Source organism: Pantoea eucrina, assembly GCF_020079945.1.
In the GTDB taxonomy this organism is placed as follows: Bacteria; Pseudomonadota; Gammaproteobacteria; order Enterobacterales; family Enterobacteriaceae; genus Pantoea; species Pantoea eucrina.
In genome coordinates this window covers 1,832,454-1,852,381 of sequence record NZ_CP083448.1, presented here as the reverse complement: position 1 = coordinate 1,852,381, position 19,928 = coordinate 1,832,454, and the positions used below count along the sequence as shown (strand labels likewise).

The 19,928-nt window shown below is 55.4% G+C and carries 20 protein-coding genes; 12 read left to right on the top strand and 8 right to left on the bottom strand.

The features are described 5' to 3' along the window. Positions 1-18 precede the first annotated feature (18 nt). The 3 genes from znuA to lpxM all read left to right on the top strand — a co-directional run bounded on the left by znuA (position 19) and on the right by lpxM (position 3,418). Positions 19-978, top strand: coding sequence for a zinc ABC transporter substrate-binding protein ZnuA (znuA, locus tag LAC65_RS08695; RefSeq protein ID WP_071668886.1), 960 nt, complete (start codon positions 19-21; stop codon positions 976-978). Positions 979-992: 14 nt separating this feature from the next. Beyond that, positions 993-2,318: a murein DD-endopeptidase MepM gene (mepM, locus tag LAC65_RS08690; RefSeq protein WP_039384878.1), complete on the top strand. Its 1,326-nt coding sequence runs from the start codon at positions 993-995 to the stop codon at positions 2,316-2,318. 125 nt (positions 2,319-2,443) lie between these two features. Beyond that, positions 2,444-3,418, top strand: coding sequence for a lauroyl-Kdo(2)-lipid IV(A) myristoyltransferase (lpxM, locus tag LAC65_RS08685; RefSeq protein ID WP_039384875.1), 975 nt, complete (start codon positions 2,444-2,446; stop codon positions 3,416-3,418). A gap of 45 nt (positions 3,419-3,463) precedes the next feature. On the opposite strand, the gene LAC65_RS08680 is transcribed toward lpxM, so the two are convergent. Next, positions 3,464-4,699: an MFS transporter gene (locus LAC65_RS08680; protein WP_224144703.1), complete on the bottom strand. Its 1,236-nt coding sequence runs from the start codon at positions 4,697-4,699 to the stop codon at positions 3,464-3,466. Between the two features lie 90 nt (positions 4,700-4,789). Beyond that, entirely contained in the window at positions 4,790-6,265 is a 1,476-nt protein-coding gene (gene pyk / locus LAC65_RS08675; protein ID WP_052246499.1) for a pyruvate kinase, read from the bottom strand. Positions 6,266-6,881: 616 nt separating this feature from the next. On the opposite strand from pyk, the gene zwf reads away from it, so the two are divergent. Then, positions 6,882-8,360, top strand: a complete 1,479-nt coding sequence (gene zwf, locus LAC65_RS08670; protein WP_039384870.1) for a glucose-6-phosphate dehydrogenase — start codon at positions 6,882-6,884, stop codon at positions 8,358-8,360. Between the two features lie 215 nt (positions 8,361-8,575). Next, the gene (locus LAC65_RS08665; protein ID WP_039384868.1) at positions 8,576-9,214 is read left to right on the top strand and encodes a bifunctional 4-hydroxy-2-oxoglutarate aldolase/2-dehydro-3-deoxy-phosphogluconate aldolase; all 639 of its coding nucleotides are present in this window, start codon (positions 8,576-8,578) and stop codon (positions 9,212-9,214) included. 51 nt (positions 9,215-9,265) lie between these two features. On the opposite strand, the gene purT is transcribed toward LAC65_RS08665, so the two are convergent. After that, complete coding sequence (purT, locus tag LAC65_RS08660; protein ID WP_039384867.1) at positions 9,266-10,444, bottom strand: formate-dependent phosphoribosylglycinamide formyltransferase; 1,179 nt, start codon at positions 10,442-10,444, stop codon at positions 9,266-9,268. Between the two features lie 163 nt (positions 10,445-10,607). Between purT and LAC65_RS08655 the strand changes: the two genes are divergently transcribed. Continuing rightward, the gene (locus tag LAC65_RS08655; protein WP_039384864.1) at positions 10,608-11,243 is read left to right on the top strand and encodes a tellurite resistance TerB family protein; all 636 of its coding nucleotides are present in this window, start codon (positions 10,608-10,610) and stop codon (positions 11,241-11,243) included. A 95-nt stretch (positions 11,244-11,338) separates the two neighbouring features. Then, the gene (locus LAC65_RS08650) at positions 11,339-13,402 is read left to right on the top strand and encodes a prolyl oligopeptidase family serine peptidase (protein WP_039384862.1); all 2,064 of its coding nucleotides are present in this window, start codon (positions 11,339-11,341) and stop codon (positions 13,400-13,402) included. Here LAC65_RS08650 and exoX read toward each other — a convergent pair. Both exoX and LAC65_RS08640 read right to left on the bottom strand, forming a co-directional pair. Next, the gene (gene exoX, locus LAC65_RS08645; protein ID WP_039384860.1) at positions 13,396-14,064 is read right to left on the bottom strand and encodes an exodeoxyribonuclease X; all 669 of its coding nucleotides are present in this window, start codon (positions 14,062-14,064) and stop codon (positions 13,396-13,398) included. The genes LAC65_RS08650 and exoX overlap by 7 nt on opposite strands. 3 nt (positions 14,065-14,067) lie before the next feature. Next, positions 14,068-14,298 carry a DNA polymerase III subunit theta gene (locus LAC65_RS08640; RefSeq protein WP_039385974.1) on the bottom strand — a complete coding sequence of 77 codons (231 nt, stop codon included), beginning with the start codon at positions 14,296-14,298 and terminating at the stop codon, positions 14,068-14,070. A gap of 191 nt (positions 14,299-14,489) precedes the next feature. On the opposite strand from LAC65_RS08640, the gene LAC65_RS08635 reads away from it, so the two are divergent. Further along, positions 14,490-14,837, top strand: a complete 348-nt coding sequence (locus LAC65_RS08635; protein ID WP_039384858.1) for a YebY family protein — start codon at positions 14,490-14,492, stop codon at positions 14,835-14,837. Between the two features lie 374 nt (positions 14,838-15,211). On the opposite strand, the gene LAC65_RS08630 is transcribed toward LAC65_RS08635, so the two are convergent. After that, positions 15,212-15,967, bottom strand: a complete 756-nt coding sequence (locus tag LAC65_RS08630; protein ID WP_039384857.1) for a glycosyltransferase family 25 protein — start codon at positions 15,965-15,967, stop codon at positions 15,212-15,214. Positions 15,968-16,775: 808 nt separating this feature from the next. Here LAC65_RS08630 and ymcF point away from each other — a divergent pair. After that, complete coding sequence (gene ymcF, locus LAC65_RS18285; protein WP_419721727.1) at positions 16,776-16,952, top strand: cold shock small protein YmcF; 177 nt, start codon at positions 16,776-16,778, stop codon at positions 16,950-16,952. Positions 16,953-17,058: 106 nt separating this feature from the next. Here ymcF and LAC65_RS08625 read toward each other — a convergent pair whose 3' ends face one another. After that, the gene (locus tag LAC65_RS08625) at positions 17,059-17,229 is read right to left on the bottom strand and encodes a hypothetical protein (protein WP_039384855.1); all 171 of its coding nucleotides are present in this window, start codon (positions 17,227-17,229) and stop codon (positions 17,059-17,061) included. Positions 17,230-17,431: 202 nt separating this feature from the next. On the opposite strand from LAC65_RS08625, the gene LAC65_RS08620 reads away from it, so the two are divergent. The 3 genes from LAC65_RS08620 (at position 17,432) to LAC65_RS08610 (ending at position 18,248) form a co-directional block, all read left to right on the top strand. Continuing rightward, positions 17,432-17,638: a hypothetical protein gene (locus tag LAC65_RS08620; RefSeq protein WP_039384852.1), complete on the top strand. Its 207-nt coding sequence runs from the start codon at positions 17,432-17,434 to the stop codon at positions 17,636-17,638. Between the two features lie 137 nt (positions 17,639-17,775). Next, positions 17,776-17,913, top strand: coding sequence for a hypothetical protein (locus LAC65_RS08615; protein ID WP_158448520.1), 138 nt, complete (start codon positions 17,776-17,778; stop codon positions 17,911-17,913). Between the two features lie 167 nt (positions 17,914-18,080). Continuing rightward, the gene (locus tag LAC65_RS08610; RefSeq protein ID WP_166713891.1) at positions 18,081-18,248 is read left to right on the top strand and encodes a hypothetical protein; all 168 of its coding nucleotides are present in this window, start codon (positions 18,081-18,083) and stop codon (positions 18,246-18,248) included. 196 nt (positions 18,249-18,444) lie between these two features. Here LAC65_RS08610 and rsmF read toward each other — a convergent pair whose 3' ends face one another. Beyond that, complete coding sequence (gene rsmF / locus LAC65_RS08605) at positions 18,445-19,827, bottom strand: 16S rRNA (cytosine(1407)-C(5))-methyltransferase RsmF (RefSeq protein WP_233453631.1); 1,383 nt, start codon at positions 19,825-19,827, stop codon at positions 18,445-18,447. Positions 19,828-19,928: the final 101 nt, after the last annotated feature.

The following is a 19,928-nucleotide window of genomic DNA, read 5'->3' as shown; positions in this document are numbered from 1 at the left end:
ACGATGGAATGACGCATTATGTTACACAATAAGCAGCGCCTGTTTTTTAACCTTTCTGCCACTGCCATTTTAGCCGCGCTTGCGCTTCCGGCCCACTCAGCGGTCGTCACGTCAATCAAACCGTTAGGATTTATCGCAGCTGCGATCTCAGAAGGCATTACGCCGGTTGAAGTATTGCTGCCGGATGGCGCCTCGGAACACGATTACGCACTCCGTCCTTCTGATGTAAAACGCATTAAAAACGCGGACTTAGTCATCTGGGTCGGGCCTGAAATGGAGGCTTTCCTGACCAAACCTGCCGCCGCTCTGCCCGCCAGCAGGAACCTGGAAATCGCCGCGCTGCCGGCGGTGAAATCTCAGCTGATTCGGGGCGGAGAAGATGAGGATGGGCACGAAGAAGGGCACGCCTCAGATAAGTCCGAAGATCAGGACTCATCTCATACTCACCATCATCATGGTGAATATAACATGCACCTGTGGATGTCACCGAAGATTGCACAAGAATCCGCTGTTGCAATCCACGGAAAATTATTGGAACTTATGCCCGAAAGCAAAGCCAAACTTGACGCCAATCTGCAGCAGTTTGAAGCAGCACTGGCCGAGACGGACAAACACATTGGCGCGCAGCTTGCGCCGGTGCGGAACAAGGGTTATTTCGTTTTTCACGACGCGTATAGCTATTTTGAGAAACACTACGGTTTGTCCCCCGCGGGGCATTTTACCGTCAATCCTGAAATCCAGCCTGGCGCTCAGCGTTTACATCAAATACGAACACAGTTGGTTGAGCAAAAAGCCGTATGCGTTTTTGCTGAGCCACAATTCAGGCCGGCGGTCATCGATGCCGTGTCACGTGGCACCAGCGTACGCAAAGGCACGCTGGATCCATTAGGCATGGGGATCAGCTTAACCAAAGACAGTTATGTGAAATTCCTCTCACAGCTGTCGAGCCAGTATGCGAGCTGCCTGAATGGAGCATAGAGGAAAAGATAAAAGTGCAGCAGATAGCCCGCTCTGTCGCCCTCGCATTTAATAATTTGCCGCGCCCCCACCGCGTTATGCTGGGGTCATTAACCGTTGTCACACTGGCCGTCGCTGTCTGGCGGCCGTATGTCTATCATCCCCATGACGTTGCGCCGATTGTCAAAGAGATTGCGCTGGATAAAAACGCATTGCGCACTCTGCTGCCGGAAGCCAGCGAGCCTATCGATCAAACCACGGCCGAACCTGAAGAGGATTTGCCGGCGGACGATATCGACAAAGATGTGCCTGACAATCCCGATCAGCATGACTACACCATTTCATCTGGCGATACATTAAGCAGCGCGCTGAATCAGTATGGCATCGATCTCAGCGACATCAATGCGCTGGTCGCCAGTGATAAAGCGCTGCGCAATCTGCAGGTGGGCCAGCAGCTGAGCTGGACGCTGGATGCAGAAGGGCAGCTGCAGGCGTTTAGCTGGGAAATCAACCGCCGTGAAACCCGTACCTATGCGCGTCAGCCAAATGGCAGCTTCAGCATGCAGCAGGAGATGCAAAAAGGCGAATGGCAAAACAGCGTGCTGAAAGGGGAAGTGCGCGGCAGCTTTGCTGCCAGTGCGCAGCGTGCCGGTCTGAGCAGCGCTGAAACCAGCAACGTCATTAAAGCGATGCAGTGGCAGATGGATTTTCGCAAACTGCGTTCGGGCGATGAGTTCAGCGTGCTGATGTCGCGCGAGATGCTGGATGGCAAAAGTGCCCAGAGCCAGCTGCTGGGCGTGCGCGTGCACAGCGGCGGCAAAGATTACTACGCCTTCCGCGCGGAAGATGGCAAGTTCTACGATCGCAGCGGTTCGGGTCTGGCGCGGGGCTTTATGCGCTTTCCAACGGTTAAGCAGTATCGCGTCTCTTCAAACTTTAACCCGCGCCGCCTCAACCCGGTAACCGGGCGCATCTCACCGCATAAAGGCGTCGACTTTGCGCTGCCGGTGGGGACGCCGGTGCTGGCCGTCGGTGATGGCGAAGTGGTGGTGGCTAAAAATGGCGGAGCTGCGGGCAACTACGTGGCGATTCGTCACGGCCGTCAGTATATGACGCGCTATATGCACCTGAGCCGTGCGCTGGTAAAGCCGGGGCAGAAAGTTAAACGCGGCGATCGCATCGCGCTCTCGGGTAATACCGGGCGCTCAACCGGTCCTCACCTGCATTACGAGGTGTGGATTAATAATCAGGCTGTTAACCCGCTGACGGCGAAAATGCCGCGTATGGAAGGGCTGACCGGGAAAGATCGCAGTACCTACCTTGCACAGGTTAAAACCTGGCTGCCGCAGCTGGCGCTGTAAAAGTCCGGCGGCGAATAAACGTAAAACCGACGATTAATTCGTCGGTTTTTTGCTTTCAGGCGCGTGAAGATTGCAAAAATAGCTGCCGTCACTATTATTGAGCCGTCATTGTCAGAGGCGAGTGCATGGAAACCCGAAAAAAAAATAACAGCGAGTTTATTCCCGTTTTTCAACGTTCTTTTTTAAAACCTAAATACTGGGGAAGCTGGCTGGCGGTTGGTGCGCTGGCGGGCATGGCAATGCTGCCGCCACGCCTGCGCGATCCGGTCCTTGGTAGCTTAGGCACCTTTGCCGGTAAGCTGGCAAAAAGTGCGCGGCGTCGTGCGCTGATCAATCTCTATTACTGCTTGCCGGAACTGAGTGAAGCGCAGCGCGAAGAGATTGCTGACCGCATGTTTGCTACCGCGCCGCAGGCGATGGCGATGATGGCAGAACTCGGCATGCGCAACCCGGAGCGGGTGCGCCAGCGGGTAGAGTGGCACGGCCGTGAAATTATTACTGACTTACAGAATAACAATGAGAATGTGATCTTCCTGGTGCCGCACGGCTGGGGCGTGGATATCCCCGCCATGCTGCTGGCGTCGGAAGGGCAGAAGATGGCAGCGATGTTTCACAATCAGAGCGATCCGCTAATGGATTATCTGTGGAACACCGTACGCCGCCGGTTTGGTGGCCGTATGCATGCGCGCAACGACGGGATTAAGCCCTTTATCGCCTCAGTGCGTCAGGGCTACTACGGCTACTATCTGCCGGATCAGGATCACGGTGCTGAGCACAGCGAGTTTGTCGATTTCTTTGCAACCTACAAGGCTACGCTGCCGGCAGTGGGACGACTGATGAAAGTCTGCCGGGCGCGGGTAGTGCCGCTGTTTCCGGTATACAACAGTAAAACGCACCGCCTGGAGATCTACGTGCGGCCGCCGATGGACGATCTGGTGGATGCGGATGACACCAGGCTGGCACGCCGTATGAATGAAGAAGTGGAGATTTTTGTGCGGCCGCATCCGGAGCAATACACCTGGATCCTGAAGCTGCTGAAAACGCGTAAAGAGGGGGATATCGAGCCTTACCGGCGTAAAGATCTCTATCCGCGTAAGTGATTCTGTATGCTGCCGCTACCCGCAGTGCGTAGCGGCAGCGCACGGTTATACGACCTCTTCGACCCTGCTCAGTCGTCTGCGCTCACGCAGAAACAGCGTAACCAGCACAAACCACAGCAGACCCGCAGCAAAATTCAGCGTACTGAACCACGGCGTACCGCCGTGAAAATAGCCCGCTTTAGCCAGCTCAATGCCCGCTGCCAGCGTCAGGATGCTGATCATTCCCAGCATGGCGGCAATACTGCCTTTGCCTTCACTGCTGGCGTAAAGCGTCAGGCGATAGAGACCGGCATTCACCATGCCAGTCCCGAACGCGTAGAGACTGAGTCCGGCGGTTAACAGCAGGTAGGTGTGGCTGTTCATCAGGTTGGCAATCAGCGCTATGCCGAGTCCGATTAAGATGGGCCAGGCGGCCAGTTTTACCGGCTGTTCAATCGGTACGCGGCCTGCCAGTTTGCCCAGCGTCAGATTGCCGGCAATCATAGCCAGAAACACCGGCAGCTGGAGCAGGGCATAATGCATGCGCGACAGGCCCTCATCGTGCATGAGGATCACCGGAGACAGCGCCACCCACGTCAGAATGGGAATAAACACCAGGCCGATAGCAAAGGAACCGTACATCACCTGTTTATCGCGCGCCAGCCGGCCATAGCCGCGCGCCAGCACCGGCAGCGCTACGGAGCGACTGCGATCGCCTGCCGTTTCCGGCATGATGCGCCACAGTAAAATAAACGCTATCACGCTGCAGATCGCAAACAGCCAGAACATACTGCGCCAGCTGCCTGCGGTAAGCCATGCCGCCCCGGCCAGCGGACCGGCCAGCGGCGCCAGCAGCGCCACATTCGCCATCAGAGCCATTACCCGCACCGCGAGCGCCTCTTCAAACGCTTCCTGCACCGCCGCATAGCTGACGGCGCCAATAAAGCAGAGGCTGATGCCCTGAACAAAGCGCAGCGTGACAAACTGCTCAATTGTGCTGACCCAGGTGGTAAGGATGCAGGCCAGCACAAAAAACAGGATGCCGGAAAGCAATACCGGACGCCGGCCATACTTATCTGATAGCGGGCCCAGCAGCCACTGCAGCACCACGCCGCCCATCAGATAGGCAGTCAGAGAGGTGGAGACCCACTGCGGGCCGACGGCAAACTCCTGCGTGACCAGCAGCATGCCGGGCTGGATCATGTCATGAGCGATATAAGTCGCGAACTCAAACAGGACCAGCGCCAGTGGAAACAGCAGCGTACGTCCGGTTAAGCGGGCAATAGGTTGGTAGCGGGCCATCAAGCCTCCCTGAAAATGCAAAATAAAACGCGACCGCCAGAGCAGTCGCGTTTGTCCATTTTTACAGCCGCTACGCGTAACGCGTCGGCGTTAGTCGACGCGCAGCACGCGGCTGGTGTTGGTGGTACCGGTTGCGCCCATCACATCACCCTGGGTGACAATCACCAGGTCGCCGGAGACGAGGAAACCTTTATCGCGCAGCAGATTTACCGCGTCGTGGGCGGCAGCCACACCGTCGTTGTTGCTGTCAAAATAGACCGGCGTCACGCCGCGATAGAGAGCGGTCAGGTTCAGCGTACGCTCATGGCGCGACATCGCAAAAATCGGCAAACCTGACGTGATACGTGACGTCATCAGCGCGGTACGGCCTGATTCGGTCATGGTAATAATGGCAGAAACACCCTGCAGATGGTTTGCCGCATACATAGCTGACATCGCGATCGCTTCTTCGACGTTGTCAAACTGCACGTCCAGGCGATGTTTGGAGACGTTTACGCTTGGGATCTTTTCAGCGCCGAGGCAGACTTTCGCCATCGCAGAAACGGTTTCCGCCGGATATTGCCCGGCTGCGGTTTCCGCTGACAGCATCACGGCGTCAGTACCATCCAGCACGGCGTTGGCCACATCCATCACTTCCGCACGGGTTGGCATGGGATTGGTGATCATCGATTCCATCATCTGCGTGGCGGTAATGATGGTGCGGTTCAGCTGACGGGCGCGACGGATCAGCGCTTTCTGAATACCAACCAGTTCCGGATCGCCGATTTCAACGCCCAGATCGCCGCGCGCTACCATGACGACGTCAGACGCGAGGATAATATCATCCATTGCTTCCTGTGTCGCAACCGCTTCTGCGCGCTCCACTTTGGCCACCAGCTTTGCATCACAGCCGGCGTCGCGAGCCAGACGACGGGCGTAATTCATATCTTCGCCATTGCGCGGGAATGACACCGCCAGATAATCAACGCCGATTTTTGCCGCCGTGACGATATCCAGCTTATCTTTTTCAGTCAGCGCTTCGGCAGAGAGGCCGCCGCCCAGCTTGTTGATACCTTTGTTATTAGAGAGCGGACCACCGACGGTAACTTCAGTGAAGACTTTCACATCCTGCACCTCCAGCACCTTCAGCTGTACGCGGCCATCATCGAGCAGCAGAATATCGCCCGGCACGACATCTTCCGGCAATCCTTTGTAATCGATGCCGACTTTTTCTTTGTCGCCTTCACCTTTGCTCAGGTTCGCATCAAGCAGAAAACGATCGCCGACGCTGAGAAATACTTTCCCTTCTTTAAACGTAGAGACGCGGATTTTTGGCCCCTGCAGGTCGCCGAGAATCGCCACGTGACGCCCCAGCTTGGCGGCTATCTGACGTACGCGATCGGCGCGCTGCTGGTGATCTTCGGGCGTGCCGTGGGAGAAATTAAGGCGTACTACGTTAGCGCCTGCCGCGATGATTTTTTCAAGGTTATTGTCGCGGTCGGTTGCCGGGCCGAGGGTAGTAACAATCTTGGTTCTTCTGAGACGACGTGACGGGGATTTTGAGATGAAAGCTGTAGGGCTGGTCATTCGGTGATCCTTTTATTCTATCTGATTGATTGGCATTAAATTTACAATGCGCGTGTCTCTGTTTGGCTATTGATACTGCTTCCAGGGTGTTGACGCAAAAGGGCTTGAAGTATTAACGCCAGGTAAACGCTTACACCTAAGGTACACCAAATGTCTGACCCTGTTAAGATGGGTCTGCTTTGTCAAAGTGCGGAGCGATCTATCACGCTAAAACGCGGCACAGGATAACCCCGGTTTTGCTTGCGCATTTTTAGCATCGGTATAACACGGCTGCATAGCAGAGCTAAAATGCGCCCGAACGGCACCGCACAGACATGAAAGCGCTTACATCACCATGATTTAGTAAAATTTGCTCTGTGAAGCACGCCTTCGCGCAGCGGCAGATAAATGCGAAGCTGAATTCTTTGTCATACTTCTGCAGGCCCCGTCTGTAATGACTGACGTAAACCCTGGTCAGGGACGCCGGCCTGTTGGTTACGCGACGTCGCGATGAACAGCGGGACGCTCGCTTGTCCTGGCGCGGCGAAAAAAGTACATTGTGCCGTAAGAACATGACAATAAAGGTCCGGGATGGTGAGGATGCACATCCGGGAGATCCTGCAACGAGGAGAGGAAAATGGCGGTAACACAAACAGCCCAGGCATGCGATCTGGTGATTTTCGGTGCCAAAGGCGATCTTGCACGCCGTAAACTGTTGCCTTCGCTGTATCAGCTGGAGAAAGCTGGTCAGATCCACGAAACCACCCGTATTATCGGAGTAGGACGTGCGGAGTGGGATAAAGCGGCTTATACCAAAGTGGTACGCGAGGCGCTGGAAACCTTCATGAAAGAGAAGATTGATGAAGCGCTGTGGGATAAGCTTAGCGGCCGTCTCGACTTCTGTAACCTCGATGTGAACGATACAACGCATTTCACCAAACTGGGTAAAATGCTCGATCAAAAAGAGCGCGTAACCATTAACTACTTTGCTATGCCACCGAGCACGTTCGGTGCCATTTGTGAAGGGCTTGGCGCAGCGAAGCTGAACGCAAAACCTGCCCGCGTGGTAATGGAAAAGCCGCTGGGTACCTCGCTGGAAACCTCGCGTGGAATCAACGACAGCGTGGGTAAATTCTTTGACGAGAGCCAGGTGTTCCGTATTGACCACTATCTGGGCAAAGAGACGGTGCTGAATCTGCTGGCGCTGCGCTTTGCTAACTCAATCTTTGTGAATAACTGGGACAACCGCACCATCGACCACGTGCAGATCACCGTGGCAGAGGAGGTGGGGATTGAAGGCCGCTGGGGTTATTTTGATAAAGCGGGCCAGATGCGCGACATGATTCAGAACCACCTGCTGCAGGTACTGACCATGATTGCTATGTCACCGCCCTCCGATCTCAGTGCAGATGCAATCCGCGATGAGAAAGTAAAAGTACTGCGTTCACTGCGCCGGATCGATCAAACCAACGTGCGTGAAAAAACCGTACGCGGTCAGTACACGGCAGGATTTGTACAGGGTAAAAAAGTACCGGGCTATCTGGAAGAGGAGGGCGCTAACAAGCAGAGCGCAACCGAGACTTTCGTGGCTATTCGCGTTGATATTGATAACTGGCGCTGGGCGGGTGTACCTTTCTACCTGCGCACCGGCAAACGTCTGCCTTCCAAATGCTCTGAGGTCGTCGTCTATTTCAAGAACCCGGAGATGAACCTGTTCAAAGACTCCTATTCTGAACTGCCGCAGAACAAACTCACTATTCGTCTGCAGCCGGATGAAGGTGTGGATATCGAGATCCTTAACAAAGTACCAGGGCTGGATCACAAGCATAAGCTGCAGACCACTAAGCTGGATCTGAGCTATTCAGAAACCTTTAATCAGTCACATCTGGCGGATGCCTATGAGCGTCTGCTGCTGGAATCGATGCGCGGCATTCAGGCGCTGTTTGTCCGTCGCGATGAGGTAGAAGCAGCATGGGGCTGGGTGGATTCGATTATCGAGGCCTGGAATGCGGATGGCGATGCCTCTAAACCGTATCAGGCAGGCACCTGGGGCCCGGTGGCTTCCGTTGCGATGATCACCCGCGACGGCCGTTCATGGAACGAATTTAGCGAGTAATCGCCCGTCGTACGGATGCGCTATTCAGACTCAACCAATACCTCTGCCATGCAGGGGTATTTTTTTGCGCAGCGCGTGCCAACGCCCATAGCAGAGAGAGTCTACAGCAGCATCACCACGTGGTGTTGCATAGACGCAAAGCCGTTTTATCTTGTATGGTAAAGTGCTAATGATGAGAACGCAGCCGTCGGGGCTGCGGTGACCAGGGAAACCTCATGAAGAACTGGAAGATAAGTGCAGAGCAGGTGCTGAGCACCGGACCGGTCGTGCCGGTCATTGTGGTGAAGCAGCCTGAGCACGCTGTGCCGATGGCAAAAGCGCTGGTCGCAGGCGGTATCCGGGTGCTGGAGGTGACGCTGCGTACGCCGGTTGCGATGGATGCGCTGCGCGCCATTATTCGTGAGGTGCCGGAAGCGATTGTGGGCGCCGGTACGGTTATCAATACGCAGCAGCTGAAAGAGGTCACGGATGCAGGCGCGCAGTTTGTGATAAGCCCGGGACTGACCGAGTCGCTGCTGCGGGCCGCAACAGAGGGGCCGGTACCGCTGATCCCGGGGATCAGCACCGTGTCAGAGCTGATGATGGGTATGGATCATGGCCTGCGCGAATTCAAGTTCTTCCCGGCTGAAGCCAGCGGCGGCGTAAAGGCGCTTTCAGCACTTGCCGGACCTTTTCCGCAGGTACGGTTTTGCCCGACCGGCGGCATTACACCGGCAAACTATCGTGACTATCTGGCGCTGAAAAGCGTGCTGTGTATCGGCGGCTCGTGGCTGGTGCCGGATGAGGCGCTGCAGCAGGGTGACTGGGAGCGGATCACGCAACTGGCGCGTGAGGCGATAGCGGGCGCGCGGTAGCTCAGGAAGCAGATATCTGGCAGCAGGCGCGTTGACCTGCTGCCAGCGCTGTCAGCCTTCGGCAGTTATCGCGGCCGCGCTGGCGACGGCGCGCGCCACCGCTTCTTCCGTGTTCTCTCCGGTTGCCAGCGCCACGCCCAGGCGCCGCTGTCCGCTGATCTCCGGTTTACCAAACAGACGCAGCTGCAGACCCGCGCCCAGCGCGGCATCAACGTGCGCAAAGCGCACATCCTGACTCTCCAGCTGCGGCAGGATCACGGCTGACGCCGCCGGTCCATACTGGCGAATACTGCCGATCGGCAGCCCGAGAAACGCCCGCACGTGCAGAGCGAACTCAGAGAGATCCTGAGAAATCAGCGTCACCATGCCGGTATCATGCGGGCGGGGCGACACTTCGCTGAACACCACCTCATCACCACAAACGAACAGCTCAACGCCAAACAGGCCATATCCACCCAGCGCGTTTACCACGCTGGCCGCAATCTCCTGCGCCCGTGCGAGGGCAGCGGCGCTCATCTGCTGCGGCTGCCAGGATTCGCGGTAATCTCCCTCCTCCTGGCGATGGCCGAGCGGGGCGCAGAAGTGGATGCCGTCAACGGCGCTGACCGTCAGCAGCGTAATTTCGAAATCGAATCTGACCACGCCTTCAACAATCACCCGGCCGGCACCGGCACGGCCACCCTGCTGGGCATAATCCCACGCCTGCTGCAGCGCGTCCGCGCTGCGAATAAAGCTCTGACCTTTGCCGGATGAACTCATCACCGGCTTCACGATGCAGGGAAACCCTATCGCTTCCGCTGCGGTAAAAAAGTGCGCCTGGCTGTCGGCAAACTGATAGCGTGAGGTGGGCAGGTTCAGTTCTTCAGCGGCCAGACGACGGATCCCCTCCCGGTTCATGGTCAGGCGTGCGGCGCGTGCGGTCGGCACCACTTTCTGCCCCCGGGCTTCAAGCTCAACCAGCGTATCGGTGGCAATCGCCTCAATTTCCGGCACCACAAAGTGCGGCTGTTCACGGGCAATCAGTGCAGCCAGCGCCTCGCCATCCAGCATATTGATTACGTGGCTGCGATGCGCAACCTGCATCGCCGGCGCATCGGCATAGCGATCGACGGCGATCACTTCCACACCTAAACGCTGGCACTCCAGCGCGACCTCTTTACCCAGCTCGCCTGAGCCCAGCAGCATAACGCGCGTGGCACCGGGTCGCAGTGCCGTTCCGAGAGTTGTCATACCTGTCACCTTAGCAGTCAAAAAAGCGCCAGCAGTATATACGAAAACGTTTGCGCGCTCACGTTTTACGCCGGTAAAGATTTTCCGTACTTTGCCCGCTCTGACATTTTCTGACGCAGGTTGCGCCAGGATAAAGCGGGCTAACTTAAACGGGAGTTAAACAATGAATCAGTGGCTGCAGCAGCTTCAGACGGTTCTGGCAAAGAAAAAGGGCGGGACTTCCGGGTTGGGTGACCTCCTGGGGCCCGGGGCACTGGGTGGGCTGGCAGGCGTGCTGGCGGGCAGCAAATCGTCACGTAAGCTGCTGACAAAATTTGGCGGCAAGGCGCTACTGCTGGGCGGCGGTGCGGCAGCCGGTGCGCTGTTATGGAATAAATATAAAGATCGTATCCGCACAGCGTATCCGTCCGCATCCGGCACTGACGGGCAGCAAACGCCGCCTGACCAGCGCGCAGAACGGCTGATCGCTGCGCTGGTATTTGCTGCCAAAAGTGATGGTCATATCGATGAGGCTGAACAGGCTGCAATTGAGAAACAGATTCAGCAGGCGGGCTATGGCGCGCAGGCGGAAAGCCTGATTAAGCAGGCGATGGCGCGTCCGCTCGATCCGCAGTGGCTGGCGGCCGGGGTAAAAAACGAAGAGGAGGCGCTGGAGCTCTACGTGCTCAGCTGTGCAGCTGTCGATATCGACCACTTTATGGAGCGCAGTTATCTCACCGCGCTGGGCGATGCGCTGAAAATTCCGCAGGATGTGCGTGACGGGATCCAGCGAGATATCGCCGCAGAATCTGCTGGCTGAGAGGTCTGAAACAGCTGCGCCTGCGGCAGTTCTGGCATTCCCGCCTGATTGGTGCCACGCTTGCATAAAACGATTTCTCCGGGAGAAACCGCGTTATGAAACAGCCGCAGGCAAAAAAAATTCCGCATGTCATGACGTTGCATGGCGATACGCGCACTGATGATTACTTCTGGCTGCGCGATGACGATCGTGAAGACCCCAGCGTGCTTGCCTATCTGCAGGAGGAGAACCGCTACGGCAGGGCGATGATGGCGTCGCAGAATGCACTGCAGAAGAAGGTGCTGAAAGAGATTGTCGATCGTATTCCGGGTCAGGACTATTCTGTGCCCTATACGAAAAACGGCTTTCGCTATCAGCGCCGCTATGAGGCTGGCAACGAATATGCAGCGTTTTATCGGCAGCCGGTTGAGGGCGGAGCGGACGCACCCTGGCAGCTGCTGCTTGACGGCAACCGGCGCGCTGCGCACAGCGACTTCTACACCATGGGAGCGCTGGATATCAGCCCGGACAATCAGGTTATGGCACTGGCGGAAGATTTTTTATCGCGCCGTCAGTATGGTATCCGCTTTCGTAACCTGCAGAGCGGCAGCTGGTATCCTGAAGTATTACATAACGCCTCATCCAGCGTAGCCTGGGCAAACGACTCGCGTACGCTTTACTATGTGCGCAAACATCCGAAAACGCTGCTGGCGTATCAGATATGGCGCCATGAGCTGGGCCATCCGCAGAGTGATGACCAGCTGGTATATGAAGAGAAGGATGAGAGCTTTCATCTTAGCGTGCATAAAACCACGTCAGAGCACTTTATTCTGATTGCGCTCTTCAGCACCACCACCAGTGAGATCCTGCTGCTGGACGCGGAGTATCCTGACGCGCAGCCGCAGGTATTCTGCCCGCGCCGGCGCGATCACGAATACAGCATCGACCACTATAACCACAATTTTTATATCCGCTCGAACCGCGACGGCAAGAACTTCGGTCTCTACCGCAGCGCCTGGCTGGCGGAGCAGCGCTGGGAGACGCTGATACCGGCGCGCGAGCACGTCGTTCTGGAGGATTTCCAGCTGTTTCGCAGCTGGCTGGTAGTAGAAGAGCGCCAGCGCGGCGTCAGTACTTTGCGGCAGATTAACCGCGCCAGCGGCGAGAGCTATGGTATCGCGTTTGACGATCCCGCCTATGTGACCTGGCTGGCGTTTAACCCCACGCCGGAGAGCGATACGCTGCGCTACGGCTACTCCTCGATGACCACGCCCGATACGCTGTTTGAACTGAATATGGAGACCGGGGAGCGGCGCATCCTCAAACAGACGCCGATACCAGGCTTTGATCCGGATGAGTACAGAAGTGAGCACCAGTGGATCAAAACGCGCGACGGTACCGAAGTGCCGGTATCGCTGGTTTATCATCGGAAATATTTTCAGCGCGGTAAAAATCCGCTGCTGGTCTATGGCTATGGTGCCTACGGCAGCACAATGGAGGCGAACTTTAGCGCCAGCCGCGTCAGCCTGCTGCAGCGCGGTTTTATCTATGCCATTGTGCATGTCCGCGGCGGGGGCGAGCTGGGCCAGCAGTGGTATGACAGCGGCCGTCTGATGCATAAGATGAACAGCTTCACCGATTTTATCGACGTGACGCAGGGGCTGGTGGCCAAAGGCTATGGCGATCCGCAGCGTCTCTACGCCATGGGCGGTAGCGCGGGCGGGCTGCTGATGGGCGCGGTTGTCAATATGGCACCGACCCTGTTCCACGGCGTGGTAGCGCAGGTGCCGTTTGTGGATGTGGTGACAACCATGCTCGATCCCACTATCCCGTTAACCACCGGCGAGTATGATGAGTGGGGCAATCCGGAACAGCCCGACGCCTATCACTACATCAGCCGTTACAGCCCCTATGATAATGTGACCGCGCAGGCGTATCCGCATCTGCTGATCACCACGGGGTTGCACGATTCACAGGTGCAGTACTGGGAGCCCGCTAAGTGGGTGGCAAAGCTGCGCGAATATAAAACCAGTGACGCGCTGCTGCTGCTCTGTACCGACATGGATTCCGGCCACGGCGGTAAGTCGGGACGCTTCAAATCCTATGAGGGCGTTGCGCAGGAATTTACGTTCCTGATTGCGCTGGCGCAGGGCAGCCTGCCGGATCGGGTGGATTACTGATCGTCTTTGACATATTTACGCAGCGCCTGCCGCAGCGGCGGGCGCAGATCGCGGACATTGTCCAGTACCCAGCGCAGATAACCCGGATCGCGGCGCGCAATAGCGCTGATACTCTGTCCGCGATATTTGCCAAATGGAAAGATATCGCCGGAGAGCGCAGCCGGTTCAGTCCGGCTTACCATCTCCGCCGGATTCCAGCCGGAGATCTCCATAATACGGATCAGCAGCGCGGCGGTAACGTAGCAGTCATAAAGCGCGCGGTGTGCATGCAGGTCTGCAGGCGGCGTCACCTCAAGTTTCAGGCTGTGCCGCAGCGCCTGATTACCATATTTAATGCCGGGCCACAGTTTGCGCGCCAGCGTCATGGTACAGATCCATTCACCCGGCATGGCGGGCAGCATGCGGCGGTCAAAGCTGGCGTTATGAGCCACATAGTGCGGACTGCCGTGATAGCGGCTGATGATCGCTTCTATCGGAGGTTTATCCGCCACCATCGCTTCTGTGATGCGATGCACCATCATTGCCTGACGACTGATAGGGCGATCCGGGCAGACCAGATCGCTCATCGGATTGACAATCTGCCCGTCAATGACATCCACCGAGGCGATCTCTACCACGCCGCCCTGCAGGCCGCAGGTTTCTGTATCTATCACGCGTAACATAGACTATTTCTGCTTAGGTTCGTAGGGCAGGCGGGAGAGGCTGAGCGAAGCCTGGCGATAGTGCATCAGGCGCTGACGGAACCAGTCGCGCAGCGCTTCCGGCTGCTCGCGTTCAACCATCTCCGCCACGACCGGCATATTGTAGCGCTCTTTAAACGCGACGCCTGCCGCCGCCAGCTCAACGTTGACTTTGTCTTTCTCTTCCTGCGACAGCTGTGCAAGATTATAACGCATGCTTTTCTCCTGATAATCAGCGGCAAAAATAATGGTTTCATGCAGCAGGATCAAGGGCAACCGGATCGCACTGCAGGTCTCGACACGCTGAATCGGGCGGCGTATCCTGCTGCCACATCAGCGGCAGCGCCGGAAAACCCGCCGGGTAATCTGTCTGCCTGCCGTGTCAGTGAAGATGAAATGAGGTCAATATTTTGCTGAAAAAAGTGATTCCTGCCTGCCTGCTGCTGGCGCTCTGCAGCCAGGCGCTGGCGGGCGAAATTATTACGGTCAGTCGTTTTGAAATCGGTAAGGCAAAGTGGCCCTTCACGCGTGAAGAGGTGATGCTGACCTGTGAAAAGGATGGCGCACTGTTTGCCATTAACCCCAGCACGCTACTGCAGTACCCGCTGAATGAAAAAGCGCTGGCGCGTGCCGATGCGGGGCAGGGCACGCTGCAGTCGATTAATACTATCCTGGCAGATGATAAGGCGCATCCCGGCAGTAAAATGTCGCTGCAGCCGATTATCGATCGCGCGCAGCAGCTGTGCGTTAAGTAAAAGCCGGCAGACGCCGCCGTCAAAAAGCGTTGCAGGCGTCTGGTAGTGCCAGCGCGATCACAGAGTTGGCAGCTTTCCGGCTCGCCTCAGGCTGCTTGCTGGACAATGTTCGCCGTTGGACTACCTTTAAAAGGCAAGGCACCTCGCCTTCAAAAATGCCAACTTTTAGCGCACGGCTCACTACGAGCCATTTCCCTGGACCCGATACAGGAATCGTATTGGGTCTTTTTTTAACTGGTTGTTATTGAAAGATAAATCAGGGGTTTCCCAGCATTTACCCGACATCTCACTCCGGACGGCACTCGCACTGGTTCTGAACAGGTAAATCCAGGCGTTAGCGGATAGTCAGTCAGCTACCTGACAGAACAGAAGCGTTATCCCTTTCCCTGATCCACTATTTTATAAAACAGTGGAACGATCGCTCGCCGGAAACGGTGTTTTAACCTGGCTTTTAACGGTCGTGATGACATAAGTTGATTCCAGATAACCTTTTTTTGCCGGGCAATCTCACTCATATCATTATTACTGTTTATTGTAGACTGGCTGGCCTCTTCGGAGAGCTGAACCGGATGCGGGACCACTGAAAAAACGCTTACAAACGCGTGCTCTGCAAAAAGTGTCCATTTATCTGCAGTGATCCAGACAGGATGCAGGTTTTTTAAGAGAGATTGCGCGGCTTTGTGGTTAATTACGTATGAGTGAGTGGTGGTGGCCTGCAGCGTTTTATGCAGAGCATGTTTATGGGTTAAATGAGAGACAGGCGATAATAAATAACTGTTTGCACGGCTAAAAAGGATCACTTCTGGTCTGTGGCTGGCGGGCTTTATTTTTTCCAGTACGTCCCTGGCTTCGCGAGTGAAAATAATGTCATCTTCCAGAATCATTGCCGCTTCAATATTGCTGTCGACGATTTTCTGGTAAATTTTTTGATGACTTAATGCGCACCCAATCTCTCCGGGTAAAAATGCGTAATTAATCGGTGCACTTGCGGCAGCTCTTTCATCGGCTGTCATGAGTGTGCCATCGACCGCTTCGACAAATTCGTAATCAAGATTAAGTGCATCAAGCTGGGATGCAATTTTATTCCGTCTTTCGACCGATCTTTTTAAGTTTACAATAAAAATTTTCATTATCTGCCGTGCGCGATGTGCGGTTCCTTTACATTCCTGACCTGAATAATGCAGATATTATCACATAAACAATCTTGCTGAGTATAAGGCCTCAGCCGGTAACTGGCTCCGTTCTGTAGTTTATAAACCGGACAAAACAAGTTAAAAGTTTGCCTTATTGCTGAAACAGGCTACGCTTAAAGGGTGACAACTCAATGCGCCGTATCTAACGACGGACTGTTTGCTAATCAATGATGATCAACAGGCGCACCAATTCAGGGCTCTGCTTCGGCAGGGCCTTTCCTTTGCCCGCTGCTGCCCGCTGCTGCCCGCAAAGCGCGCGCAGCAGCGGGTAAAGCGCTCACTCCAGCAGATAAATACCTGCAACGAGTGTGCCTACAGAAATAATGTGCAGTAGCTCAGTCATGGTTCGCCCTCCCGGATATGTACAGACAAAGTCAAGGACGGATATCACACTTCGTCAAATTTAATCATGGCGGGTGATTATTCTGAAATAGCATTATCGCCCTGCGTTTTGTCTGAATTCAGCGTGACGGCGGTGACGCTGACAGACCGCTAACTGATTAAGTTCAGAGAATAAAGTGGTTTACCTGCCGCACTAACTTCAGGTTGCGCTGTCTCAGTTACAGATGTTTTAGTCCGTATCGATCTTAAAAACACAGCAAAACTCTTTTTTTGTACTATATTGTTATAGCAAAGGGTGAGTTTTGTAAAAAAGAGTCATGCTGTACCCTTAACAATAAACAGACAGGCCGCGAAAGGCCGTTTTAAACCAAAGGATATAAAAATTATTTCAGTTTCAATTTCTATGCGTTGCCCTCACTGTCTGGGCTCGCAGTATCGCAAATCCGCATTTGACGTTTCTGAGAAGAATCCGGCGGGTGCTAAGTGCATATTCTGTAAAACAGCGATGGTTGCTCTTAACCCTGCGGCGATGAATACGTTAGCTAAGCTTAAAATGAATAACGATATGCTTCACAGATAACCGATCTCTGCCACGCAAAAGGCCACCTCAGGGTGGCCTTTTTACTTTTTGCTGACGACAGCATCTATCCCGATGGCTACAGAATAATCCAGCGCCTGGCAGGCGCTCAGGCTTCAGGCTGGCCTGCCGGGCCTTTACTCATCGGCCCGCCGGGCACCGGATGCTCCATCGGCGGAGCAGGGCGGCCATCCGGACCCAGCGGGCGTTCCGGCTGCTGACAACCGGCCAGCATCAGCAGGCTGGCAGAGATAATTAATCCACTAAAAAACAGCTTCATCAGAGACTCCTTGATTAACAGGCAACCCGGCGTTGCACATTAACCCTAGCTGATAAATCTGTGCGCTGACGGCAGCGGCTGGCTTAATTTTATCGTCCTGATTAAAACAGCTGTAAGGCCAGATTTTTATCTCAGACGTCGCCATTCATGGCGTCATTGCTTCTGTTGCCTATACTTAGGTTCTTGATGACAGGAGGCGAACATGTTCAAACATAACAGTAATGAAGAGCGTAAACATGAGGGCGATGTAGCCAAAGGATTGCCTGAAGCGGCCCCCTCTGCCGGAAATGCGTATGAAGAGGATGACCATCCGGTTCAGGACGCGCCGGATGAGCATGGCGAAATTCCCCGTACGCGTGACAGCAGTGAAGATGAAAAGAAAGATCCCTGGGAAGATAAAGGGAAATAACGCGTAGACGCTAAATAAGAGTGGTGTGACATTTATCTTTTTTTCTGCGGCTGGCGCACATATCCCTCAGGCTGCCGCAGAGCGTCAGACAGCAGTGCCTATACTGAAAATACCCAACCCAGGGTCAGGAGGTAAATATGTCAGAACGTCCAGAAGATATTCAGCCTATCCCCGATGATGGACAGGCACCCGGTGCAGATGAAGATTTGCCCATGGATGACGGTGCTGTGCCCAAAGATGACGCGCTTCCTGTGGATGACACGCGCAGAATCTGATCGGGATGTATTTACCACTCAGTTAACCCGTATGGCCTGACGCTATACGGGTTTTTTAATGAGCGCTTCTCTGGCTGTACCTGAGATCGGCAAAGAGTAAAGCAGCGTTATACTGCCTGAAATGGTATAAAATGCCCTGGTTTCGTATATTTCAGGACAGATCATTAATGGCAGATACACACTATTTACTTTGGGTAATGACAGGGACGCTGACCATCCTCAGCCTGTTTATTGGTGCAATTGTCGGACAGGCAAAAACCCGCCGGCTGGGTATGATGACCTTTACCGGTCTCTGGGCATTTTTTATGCTGGCAATATTTTTGATAACCCGCTAACCCACTATCAGCAGATGCACCAGCCGGGCCAGCGATTCCAGCAGCAGCAGGCTGCCGGTCACCAGCATAATCAACACAATGATAAACTGCTTACGGCCTTTCATGCTGTGCTCTCCATGGCGACGCCATACCGGCATTACACTATGCCGGTTGGGTTAAACTAACGCTCAACCATCAGATTATGAGCCGCAGCCTGCTAGCGAAACAGCCGGCCGTCACGCACCAGCTCGCGCGGATAGCTGTTTTTAATGCGGTTGCCCACTTTTTTAGCCAGTCCAAGCGGCTGCTGCTGCCAGGTGACGATGACTTCATCCCGGTCAGGCAGTGTCTCCGGATGGATATCCTGTCCGCGATACCAGCTTTCCGCTTCCGCTTCATTCAGCGCAAACGCCAGCGATGCATCAGGCCTGGCCAGTGCCATCACCGCCTCATGCTGCCAGCGGTAGCCTTTGGGAAAGGTTTCAGCCAGTTTCAGACCAATGCGTGAGAAGCGTACCTTATTCAGCCACTGCTCTGCGCTGGCCGGAAACAGCCACAGCTCTTTATCGCGCTGCCAGAGCGTCAGGCTCTCATCCCACTGCAGGCCCACCTTAGCCGCTGCCTGCATCACCTCCGCGCTGAGTTTTCGGCTGGCGGGCGCAAACGGCAGTTTCCCGAGTTTATAGCCCGGCGCCGGCAGTGCCGGCACGCTGGCGGTTTTACGCAGACGCGCGACGAAAAATCCTTCGCTGTCGAAGCAGTGAGGAAACACGTGCAGATAGCCTTCCGGCGTCAGGGCAGCCTCTGCGCCGGCAAACAAATCCTGCAGCGACAAGATCTCAATGGCGTCGGGATAGCGTGTCAGCAACCAGGCTATGACCTGCTGATTCTCGATGGTGTTAAGGGTACAGGTTGAGTAGATCAGCACGCCACCGGGCCTGAGCGCGTGAAAAGCGCTGTCGATAAGATCGCGCTGGGTGGCCGCAATCGCCTCGGTGCTGGCCAGCGTCCAGTTGCGCAGCGCATCTGCATCTTTACGCACCACGCCTTCGCCTGAGCAGGGGGCATCAAGCAGGATGGCGTCGAACTGTTCCGGCAGCGCTGCGCCAAACACCCGGCCATCGAAATGCGTCAGCGCCACGTTGCTGACGCCGCAGCGGCTGATATTGGCATGAAGGACTTTGACCCGGCTGGCGGAGTATTCATTGGCGAGGATCGCGCCGCGATTATGCATCAGCGCCGCCAGCTGCGTGGTTTTGGATCCCGGTGCCGCCGCCATATCCATAACCTGCTGTGCGTCCGGCGCGGCGGCAAACAGCGCCGTCACCGGCAGCATCGAGCTCGCTTCCTGAATGTAGAACAGACCGCTGAGATGTTCAGCCACGCTGCCAAGCGGCAGGCTCTCATCATCGCGCTCGATCCAGAATCCCTCTGCGCACCAGGGAACCGGCGTCAGCCGCCAGCCATACTGCGCCGTGCGGGTAAGAAAATCAGCCACGCTGATCTTCAGCGTGTTGACGCGTACACTTTTGCGCAGCGGCTGCTGGCTGATAGCAAGAAAGCGTTGCAGTTCAGCCTCATCAGGGAGGCTGGCACGCATGAGGGTAATGAACTCTTCAGGAAAACGACTGGACACAACAATTTACCGCGCTGACAAATGATGGGCGCAGTGTAACACGCGCAAAGAGAACGGGCAGCCTG

Excerpts from the sequence above, each read along its gene's own strand:
- znuA (WP_071668886.1), top strand. The coding sequence starts at position 19 with ATGTTACACAATAAGCAGCGCCTGTTTTTTAACCTTTCTGCCACTGCC.
- lpxM (WP_039384875.1), top strand. The coding sequence starts at position 2,444 with ATGGAAACCCGAAAAAAAAATAACAGCGAGTTTATTCCCGTTTTTCAA.
- LAC65_RS08680 (WP_224144703.1), bottom strand. The coding sequence starts at position 4,699 with ATGGCCCGCTACCAACCTATTGCCCGCTTAACCGGACGTACGCTGCTG.
- pyk (WP_052246499.1), bottom strand. The coding sequence starts at position 6,265 with ATGACCAGCCCTACAGCTTTCATCTCAAAATCCCCGTCACGTCGTCTC.
- zwf (WP_039384870.1), top strand. The coding sequence starts at position 6,882 with ATGGCGGTAACACAAACAGCCCAGGCATGCGATCTGGTGATTTTCGGT.
- LAC65_RS08665 (WP_039384868.1), top strand. The coding sequence starts at position 8,576 with ATGAAGAACTGGAAGATAAGTGCAGAGCAGGTGCTGAGCACCGGACCG.
- purT (WP_039384867.1), bottom strand. The coding sequence starts at position 10,444 with ATGACAACTCTCGGAACGGCACTGCGACCCGGTGCCACGCGCGTTATG.
- LAC65_RS08655 (WP_039384864.1), top strand. The coding sequence starts at position 10,608 with ATGAATCAGTGGCTGCAGCAGCTTCAGACGGTTCTGGCAAAGAAAAAG.
- LAC65_RS08650 (WP_039384862.1), top strand. The coding sequence starts at position 11,339 with ATGAAACAGCCGCAGGCAAAAAAAATTCCGCATGTCATGACGTTGCAT.
- exoX (WP_039384860.1), bottom strand. The coding sequence starts at position 14,064 with ATGTTACGCGTGATAGATACAGAAACCTGCGGCCTGCAGGGCGGCGTG.
- LAC65_RS08640 (WP_039385974.1), bottom strand. The coding sequence starts at position 14,298 with ATGCGTTATAATCTTGCACAGCTGTCGCAGGAAGAGAAAGACAAAGTC.
- LAC65_RS08630 (WP_039384857.1), bottom strand. The coding sequence starts at position 15,967 with ATGAAAATTTTTATTGTAAACTTAAAAAGATCGGTCGAAAGACGGAAT.
- ymcF (WP_419721727.1), top strand. The coding sequence starts at position 16,776 with ATGCGTTGCCCTCACTGTCTGGGCTCGCAGTATCGCAAATCCGCATTT.
- LAC65_RS08625 (WP_039384855.1), bottom strand. The coding sequence starts at position 17,229 with ATGAAGCTGTTTTTTAGTGGATTAATTATCTCTGCCAGCCTGCTGATG.
- LAC65_RS08620 (WP_039384852.1), top strand. The coding sequence starts at position 17,432 with ATGTTCAAACATAACAGTAATGAAGAGCGTAAACATGAGGGCGATGTA.
- LAC65_RS08615 (WP_158448520.1), top strand. The coding sequence starts at position 17,776 with ATGTCAGAACGTCCAGAAGATATTCAGCCTATCCCCGATGATGGACAG.
- LAC65_RS08610 (WP_166713891.1), top strand. The coding sequence starts at position 18,081 with ATGGCAGATACACACTATTTACTTTGGGTAATGACAGGGACGCTGACC.
- rsmF (WP_233453631.1), bottom strand. The coding sequence starts at position 19,827 with ATGCGTGCCAGCCTCCCTGATGAGGCTGAACTGCAACGCTTTCTTGCT.